The sequence below is a fragment of the Paeniroseomonas aquatica genome (genome assembly GCF_030409335.1).
GTDB classification, from domain to species: Bacteria; Pseudomonadota; Alphaproteobacteria; order Acetobacterales; family Acetobacteraceae; genus Belnapia; species Belnapia aquatica.
Window position 1 is genome coordinate 1 of sequence record NZ_JAUFPN010000029.1, and the last position, 6,912, is coordinate 6,912.

10 protein-coding genes are annotated in these 6,912 nt (G+C 68.8%); all 10 read left to right on the top strand.

Annotated features, from left to right (window positions below; genetic code table 11):
- Positions 1–532: transglycosylase SLT domain-containing protein (locus QWZ14_RS03200; protein WP_290315122.1), on the top strand; the 532-nt coding region annotated here is incomplete at its 5' end.
- Positions 529–822 (top strand): TrbC/VirB2 family protein, encoded by a 294-nt coding sequence (locus QWZ14_RS03205; RefSeq protein ID WP_290315123.1) that lies wholly within the window; start codon positions 529–531, stop codon positions 820–822. The genes QWZ14_RS03200 and QWZ14_RS03205, both read left to right, overlap by 4 nt.
- A 12-nt stretch (positions 823–834) precedes the next feature.
- Positions 835–1,176, top strand: a complete 342-nt coding sequence (locus QWZ14_RS03210) for a type IV secretion system protein VirB3 (RefSeq protein ID WP_290315124.1) — start codon at positions 835–837, stop codon at positions 1,174–1,176.
- On the top strand, positions 1,169–3,586 hold the full coding sequence (locus QWZ14_RS03215; protein ID WP_290315125.1) for a VirB4 family type IV secretion/conjugal transfer ATPase: 2,418 nt from the start codon (positions 1,169–1,171) through the stop codon (positions 3,584–3,586). The genes QWZ14_RS03210 and QWZ14_RS03215 overlap by 8 nt, the downstream gene beginning before the upstream one ends.
- 14 nt (positions 3,587–3,600) lie before the next feature.
- The gene (locus QWZ14_RS03220) at positions 3,601–4,308 is read left to right on the top strand and encodes a type IV secretion system protein (protein WP_290315126.1); all 708 of its coding nucleotides are present in this window, start codon (positions 3,601–3,603) and stop codon (positions 4,306–4,308) included.
- Positions 4,308–4,745 (top strand): hypothetical protein, encoded by a 438-nt coding sequence (locus QWZ14_RS03225; RefSeq protein WP_290315127.1) that lies wholly within the window; start codon positions 4,308–4,310, stop codon positions 4,743–4,745. The genes QWZ14_RS03220 and QWZ14_RS03225 overlap by 1 nt, the downstream gene beginning before the upstream one ends.
- The gene (locus QWZ14_RS03230) at positions 4,735–5,724 is read left to right on the top strand and encodes a type IV secretion system protein (protein ID WP_290315128.1); all 990 of its coding nucleotides are present in this window, start codon (positions 4,735–4,737) and stop codon (positions 5,722–5,724) included. The genes QWZ14_RS03225 and QWZ14_RS03230 overlap by 11 nt, the downstream gene beginning before the upstream one ends.
- 56 nt (positions 5,725–5,780) lie before the next feature.
- Entirely contained in the window at positions 5,781–5,939 is a 159-nt protein-coding gene (locus QWZ14_RS03235; RefSeq protein ID WP_290315129.1) for a hypothetical protein, read from the top strand.
- A complete protein-coding gene (locus QWZ14_RS03240; protein WP_290315130.1) occupies positions 5,936–6,736 on the top strand; it encodes a VirB8/TrbF family protein in 801 nt (266 codons plus the stop codon). Before QWZ14_RS03235 ends, QWZ14_RS03240 begins: the two co-directional genes overlap by 4 nt.
- Positions 6,733–6,912, top strand: a 180-nt coding sequence (locus QWZ14_RS03245; RefSeq protein WP_290315131.1) for a hypothetical protein, incomplete at its 3' end; no start/stop codon positions are given. The genes QWZ14_RS03240 and QWZ14_RS03245, both read left to right, overlap by 4 nt.

Consider the following 6,912-nt stretch of genomic DNA (forward strand, 5'->3'; position numbering starts at 1 on the left):
CACCCTTGCCACGGACCTGATCGAGCGCCAGGGCCGTTCTGTTGACCTGGGCTTGATGCAGGTGAACAGCGGCAACCTACGCAGTCTCGGGCTGACGGTCGCCAGCGCCCTCGACCCTTGCATTAACCTGGCGGCCGGGGCGCGCATACTGCGCGAAGGCTATGCCGCCGCGCTCCGCGGCGAGGCGGACCTGCAACGGGCGCTTCGCGTCACCTTCTCCCGCTACAACACCGGCCACCCCGAACGGGGCTTTGCCAACGGCTACGTCCAGCGCGTCCAAGGCGCCGCCGAAGTCGTCGTGCCGGCGATCCGGCTGCACGGCGAGGCCGCCGGGGCGCCGCCGCGCCCAGCCGATACCCCCGTTCCCGAGTTGTCCGACGACGATCCCGACGCGCCCCCAGAGTGGGACGTGTGGGCGTCGGCCGCCCACATGAGCCGCCCGCGCCTACTGGCCGTGCCTCGTGACGCTCCCGCGGCGTCGGGGGGCGCCTCGGGAGCTACCCCTACTCAGCCCCCGAGGACTGCAGAATGACCTTCTCACCCAAGGCGCGGAACGCCGCCCTGTTCGCTGCTGTTGCAACGGCTTGCCTGATCCTGCCTGACCTGGCGCACGCGCAGGTGGGGGGCGGCTCCGGCGCCATCACCAGCTTGACGCAGTGGTTCATGACCAACATCGCCCGCGGTCTGGTGATGTTGGGCATCATCGCCGTCGCCATCGGCCTGTTCGTCATGCGTTTCTCGGTCAGCGTCATCGCCTCCGTGGTGGCCGGCGGCATGATCCTGGCCAATGCCGAGACCATCGCCGGCTACTTCGGCTTCTGAGGGCGGCACGACTTGGAACCGCTGCAGGAAGACCCCTTGCACGTTGCGGCGACGCGGCCGGCCATGATGTGCGGCCTACCGCTGCCGCTGGCCCTTGGCCTGTTTGTGATCGCGGCCGAGGTGCAGGTCGTGTTCAAGGGCCTGACCGGCGTGGCCTGGGCACTCGCCCTCGTCGCCCCAGTCTGGGTTGCCGCCCGGTTCCTCGTCGCCCGCGACTATAACGCAGTCGGCGTCGCGGTGCTCTGGCTCAACACCAGTGCCCGCGGCTTCGATACCGCCGATTGGGGCGGAGCCTCCGTCGCTCCCATGCCTGCCGGGACTGCGCGGGGCCCACGCGGCATGCCCCATGCGTAACCCCTTCCTGTCCGCCTCCGGGTGGAGCGAGCGGGGCGCCGACGACTACGTGCCCTTCGTCGGCCACGTCCGCGACAACGCGGTGCTGCGTACGGACGGGTCGGTAATGGGGATGCTGCGGCTAGTTGGTGCCCCCTTCGCCCTGGAGGATCACGGCCGGCGGAACAGCCGGCACCGCTTCCGCAACGCGGTCCTGCGGAACATCGCCGACGATACCCTGACGGTTGTGGAGACGATGGTACGGCACGACGGCGCGTCGCCGCGGCCGGGCGGGAGCTACCGTAGCGCCTTCGCCGCCGATCTGGATGCCACCTACCGGCAGCACGTCCTTGCCGGGCGCGAACGGGTCAACGAGTGGTTCGTCTCGGTGATCGTCACGCCGCGCGCCCCGGTGACACGCGGCCTCAATGCCTTGCGCTCGCGTATGGGGCGCCGAAAGGAGGCCGCCGCCACCACAGCCAGCGACGAACTGGTCCGCACCCTGGATGACCGGATGCTGGTACTGTTGAAGGCTTACGCCGAGATGGGGCCGGTACGGCTGGGCATCCGTGAAGTCGGCGGGGTGCTGTTCTCCGAGATCGCGGAGGCTCTGCGACTTTTCCTCACGGCGCGCTTCCTCCCCGTCCCGATGGTCAGCGGCTCCCTTGGGGGCTCCATCTACACGGATCGTGTCATCTGTGGTCGGCGCGGCTTTGAGGTCCGCACCCCCGGCCGCCCCTCCTTCGGTACCCTTATGGGGTTCAAGGAATACCCCGACCGCACCCGGCCGGGGATGCTCAACGACCTGCTCTCGGCCGACTGCCGGGTGGTGCTGACCAACTCCTTCCGCTTTCATTCGCGCGCCGCCGCGACCGGCAGCCTGGCTCGTAAGCAGGCGCAGATGGCCAACGCCGGCGACCGTGCCCTGAGTCAGATGGATGCACTGCACGATGCCATGGACGACGTGGCCTCCAACCAGGCTACGGTGGGCTCGCACCACATCTCCATCGCCCTTCATTGCGACACCCTGCCCGACCTGGAGCGCCGCGCAGGCGAGGTCCGCGCCGCCCTGACCAACGCCGGGGCCAGCGTCGCTGTCGAGGATCTGGGGACGGAAGCCGCCTACTGGGCGCAACTCCCCGGGAACGCGGCCTGGCGCACCCGGCCGGGCGATATCAGCTCGCGGAACTTCGTCGGCTTCTCGTCCCTGGATGGCTACCCGCGGGGCGGCCCGTCCCCGGAGTGGGGCGCCCCGCTGCTGCGGCTGCTGACCTCGGCCAACACCGGGTTTGACCTGTCGCTGCACGTCGGCGGCCTGCCGCACATGGCAATTTTCGGCCCCTCCGGGTCGGGCAAGACCGTGTTCCTCGGGATGCTGGTGGCCGCCCTGGAACGGGTTACGGGACCTGGCGGGACCGTGGTGGTGTTCGATAAGGACAATGCCAACGAAATCCTCGTGCGTGCCATGGGCGGGCGCTACCTCACGCTGCGCTCCGGGGAGGATAGCGGTCTGGCGCCGATGCGGGCGCTGTCCAACACGCCCGACGCGCGGGTGTGGTTGCTGCGCTTCGTGGTCGGCTTGATCCGCGCCGACGACGGCCCGCAGCCCGACGCGATCGAATTGCGCCGGCTGTCCAAGGCCATCGCCTTCCAGATGCGGATGCCGCCCGTCGGCCGCTCCATCGCCGGGCTCTGCGCCTGGCTGGTAGGCGAGGGAGCCAGCAGCGCCGGCAAGCGCCTGGAACGCTGGGGGCGAGACGGCGACCTCGGCTGGGCCTTCGACGGCGAGGCCGACGCCTTCGACCCCGACACCGGCCTGGTAGGCGTCGACTTCTCGGCGCTGATGGAGGACGAGACGGTGCGCGGCCCGGCCGCCTCCTACCTGCTGCACCGGGTCCGTTCCGTGATCGACGGTCGGCGCTTCGTGCTCGCGGCCGATGAGTTCTGGGCCTACCTGCCCGACGAGCGGTTCGCCAAAGCTTTCGAGGATTTTGCCCTCACCCTCCGCAAGGGCAACGGCGCCCTCGTCATTGCCACCCAGCAGCCGCAACAGGTGCTCCGCCACCCGATCGGCGCCACCCTGGTGAGCAACATCCCGACCAAGGTCCTGTTCCCGAACCAGTCGGCCAGCCGGTCCGCCTACTGCGACGTGGGCGACGGCTCCGAGAGCCTGCACTGCACCCCCGGCGAGTATCGTGCCGTGACCGAGGACATGGCCGCTGGGGCGCGCTCCATGCTGATCAAGCGCGACGCCGGTTCCGTGGTCTGCCGGGTGGAGCTGCCACCCGCCATGGCACCGCACCTGGCGGTGCTGAGCGGCAAGGTCGGCACCGTCCGCCTGCTGCGGAAGATCCGCCGTGAGCTGGGGACCGACGAGCCATCGGCGCTCCTGCCCGAGTTTCATCGCCGCCTGCCGGAAGCGGCGACCTGATGGAGACGCAAAGGATGAAGCGGACACAACTGGCGGGGGCGGCCATCGCCCTGGCCCTTATAGCGCCAGACGCGGCCAGAGCGCAGATCCCGGTGACGGACGCCCTCGCCAACGCGCAGGCCCAGATCACCAACTCCCAGCTTTACCAGCAGGTGGCGCAAGCGGTTACGACGGTACGGCAGCTTGAGCAGCAGTATCAGCAGCTCCAGGCCACCTATAATGTCCTCGCCCACACCACCAACGTCTCGACCTATGCCAACCGCCTGGGCAGCGTGGCCAACGGCTTCGGCGCTAACCAGATCGGCGGCGCGATGACAGGCTTGGGGAGCCTGGCAGGTGCCGCTGAGCAGGTGGCCAACCTGCGCTTCTTTTCGTCCTCGGGCACCGACTTCTCGGCAACCGAGCTGACCCGGCGGGCGCAGCGCCTGGGCAACATCCAGGCTGCGGCGGTGCAGGGAATGCAGCAGTCGGAACAGCGTATCACCGGCCTGCGCGAGCTGATGGGCGAGATCGACGGGCAGCCCGACGTCCAGGCGTCGGCAGCGCTGAACAACCGCATCCAGGCCGAGCACGCTCTCCTGTCCGCGCAGCAACAGCAGCTTGCGCAGTTGCAGATGATGGCCGCCGTGCAGCAGCAGGGCGACGTGCTGCGCGCGGAGGAGGCACAGCGGCAAAGTGCGGAACAGTGGCGGGATAGCCTACCGCCGCTGGGGAATGACTGATGCACGGCACGATGCTTGCACTCGCTTTGGTCGTCGTGGGAACCGCGCCTGTCCTCGCGCAGCAGTCACGCGGGGAAGTCCGCGACGTGCCCTGGTATCAGGCCCGACCACAAATTCTCGAAGAAACCTTGCGTCGCTGCCACCGCGACGCGCGTTTGGCCGCGACGTGGGATTGCCAGAATGCCGAGGGCGCCGCCTCGTCGCGGATGGGACAGCCGCTGCCAAACACCCTGCCGCGCGCAGGCCAGGGCCGCCAGGCGCCGCCCGTGGACAGCAGCGGGTTACCAGAACCGGACTTCAATCCGCGCACCAACCCATTCGGTTTCACGCAATTGCAAGCGGCCTGCGCGAACCGCGCGTCAAATCCGACGCATATGTTCCTGCCCTACTGCAATCAACTTGATCGCTATCGGGAGGGAGGCGCTGGTGGCCGCTAGCTTCTTCCAGAATATCTCTGACGTATTCGACACCAACTTACTCGCCAGCATCAGTAGCGTTATCACGAGTGGCCTAGCTTGGGCACGTCCGCAGGTGCGGGCGGCGGCCACGTTGTTCATCCTCATCTCGGGCTGGCTCGTGCTGACCGGTCGGATGGACAAGAACGTGCTCGCCGGACGCGTGCTCCGGATCATGGCCGTGGCCGCACTGCTAACCTCAACCAGCATGTTCAACACCTACGTCCGTGACCTGTTCTTGCAGGATATTCCCAACACAGTCGGTGCCGCGCTAACGGGCGGCACCACCTATGCCCCGGCCGCGCAGTTCGACGCGCTGTGGGCCGCGACGCAGCGCATGGCGGCCACCGTTCTCGCGGAGGCCAACGGCTACACCCAGCTCGGCGAGCGCATCGTCATCCGCCTGTTCATGGGCCTCTCCTTCATGGCCCTCGTCATCATTTTCCTGATGTGGGTGATTGCCCGCGTCGTTATGGGCATGGTGATCGCCCTCGGCCCCTTTTTGATCGGCCTCGCGCTGTTCGATGCCACGCGGCCCTTCGTGGACCGCTGGGTGGGCAAGCTCGTCTCGCTGACGCTTGTGCAGGTGAGCATCGGCGTCATGCTGCAAATGCTGATGAGCGGCTTCAACAATTACGTCCGCGCCGCGCAGGGCAACATGGGCACCGGCCTGGATGAGCGGATCGGTGCGCTGCTGCAGCTCGCCGCCTGGTATTGGTGCGGTCTGCTGCTGATTGGTGCCCTGACCGGCGTGGCCTACTCCATTGGCGGCGGCCTAGCCGGCTCCTTCGCCCCGCATACGCAAGCCCTCGGTGAAGCCATCGATCGCGGAATGTCGTCGATGCAGCGCAGTTCCGGCAGGAAAGCCTCGGCCGCCACCAACGCTCGCCAGGAAGGCTACCAGAGCCGCACGGCCACCGCCGCCGAGGCAACGGCCGCCAACACCGCGCCGAGGGGCTGACCCTGCGTGCCCCCCTCTTCACCTCTACGAGGTTTCCCCTGATGAAGCCCGCGCTGTTGCTCTTGCTGCTGGCCCTGGCCGCCTGTGCCGGCTTCACCGAAGCCCCGGCCTGTCGTGGCGAGGTGTTCCGGCTCAACCCGACCCGGATGGTGCCGCTGGCCCATCTCGCCGCCACGGCACCCGTAGTCGCCCCAGCCGGGAGCGTCAGGCGTTGAACGCCATCCGTCCGCCCGGCCAGCCCGTACCGCCTCCCGCCTCCTCCGCGGACGGCCCCTCCGACCCCGAGATGGCCGCCGCCGTGGTGATTCCCCGTGGCGAGTTGAACCGCCTCTACGCCGAGACGCAGGCCCGTCAGGCGCGCGAGGCCCGCCATGCCAAGCGCATCAGCACTGGCAAGACCGTCGCCATCGTCGGCCTGCTGGGCGTGGTCGGGATGCAGGCTCTCGCCGCCCTCCAGCTCTTCCCCCTAGTGCGGGTGGTGCCGGTCGTCGCCGTACCTCAGCCGGACGGCAGTATGGCCACCGTGGTCCATGGCGACGCTCTGCCGGCCGCGGTGCAGGAGCGTGCCGTGCGTGCCACCCTGTTCCAGTACGTCCGCCTGCGCGAAGGCTGGTCCTCCGGCGAGGCCGGCTATGCCTATGACGTGGTGAGCCGCATGTCCGCGCCGCAGGTGCGGAGCGCTTTCCAGGAATGGTTCAACCTCGCCACGCCTCCCGGCCCGCAGGCCGTGTGGGGCACCCGCGCGACGGTCACCGTGGAACAGCTGAGCGGCGCCCTGCTGCCCAACGACACCGCACAGGCCGATGAAATTTATCAGCTCCGTTTCCGCCGCACCGAGCGCGCCCACGGCCGCCCACCGGTCGTGTCCTCCTGGGTTACGACGCTGCGCTACCGTGCCGGCCAGAATATCGCCTTTACCGACGGGACCACGATCAACCCGCTGGGCGTGCTCGTCACCGAATACCGCCCGCCCGAGCGCGAGGGCTTGCCGACGCTGGGAGAGGCCCGATGATCCGCAGCCGTCTCACTATGCGGCTACTGCTGGCCGCCTCCGTCGCCCTGCCGCTGACCTGGGGCGCCCCGGCCGTCGCGGACGAGGCCCCGGTCCCAGCCGGGGCCGATCCCCGCGTGCGGGTGATCGCTTACGACCCGCAACAGGTGGTGAAGCTCTACGCTGTGCCCGGCGCG

Coding starts and splice junctions, on each gene's coding strand:
- QWZ14_RS03205 (WP_290315123.1), top strand. CDS start 529: ATGACCTTCTCACCCAAGGCGCGGAACGCCGCCCTGTTCGCTGCTGTT.
- QWZ14_RS03215 (WP_290315125.1), top strand. CDS start 1,169: ATGCGTAACCCCTTCCTGTCCGCCTCCGGGTGGAGCGAGCGGGGCGCC.
- QWZ14_RS03220 (WP_290315126.1), top strand. CDS start 3,601: ATGAAGCGGACACAACTGGCGGGGGCGGCCATCGCCCTGGCCCTTATA.
- QWZ14_RS03225 (WP_290315127.1), top strand. CDS start 4,308: ATGCACGGCACGATGCTTGCACTCGCTTTGGTCGTCGTGGGAACCGCG.